General features: G+C 66.8%; 1 protein-coding gene. It reads right to left on the minus strand.

The window, feature by feature from the left end; translation table 11 throughout:
* A partial coding sequence (locus E4K09_RS04680) for an efflux RND transporter permease subunit (RefSeq protein ID WP_134495533.1) occupies positions 1-223 on the minus strand: 223 nt, incomplete at both ends.

The following is a 223-nucleotide window of genomic DNA, read 5'->3' on the forward strand; positions in this document are numbered from 1 at the left end:
AGAAGACCGACAGGCTCATGGTGCCCGAGCCGGTCGAGGTCGATTGCATGTAGATCATGTCCTCGACGCCGTTGATCTGCTGTTCCAGGGGCGCGGCCACGGTCTCGGCGAGGGTCTGGGCGCTCGCGCCCGGATAGGTGGCGGAGACCACCACCTGGGGCGGCACGATCTCGGGATATTGCGCGACGGGCAGGATCCGCATGGCGATCAGCCCGACGAGCAC

Source organism: Microvirga pakistanensis (genome assembly GCF_004458765.1).
GTDB lineage: Bacteria > Pseudomonadota > Alphaproteobacteria > Rhizobiales > Beijerinckiaceae > Microvirga > Microvirga pakistanensis.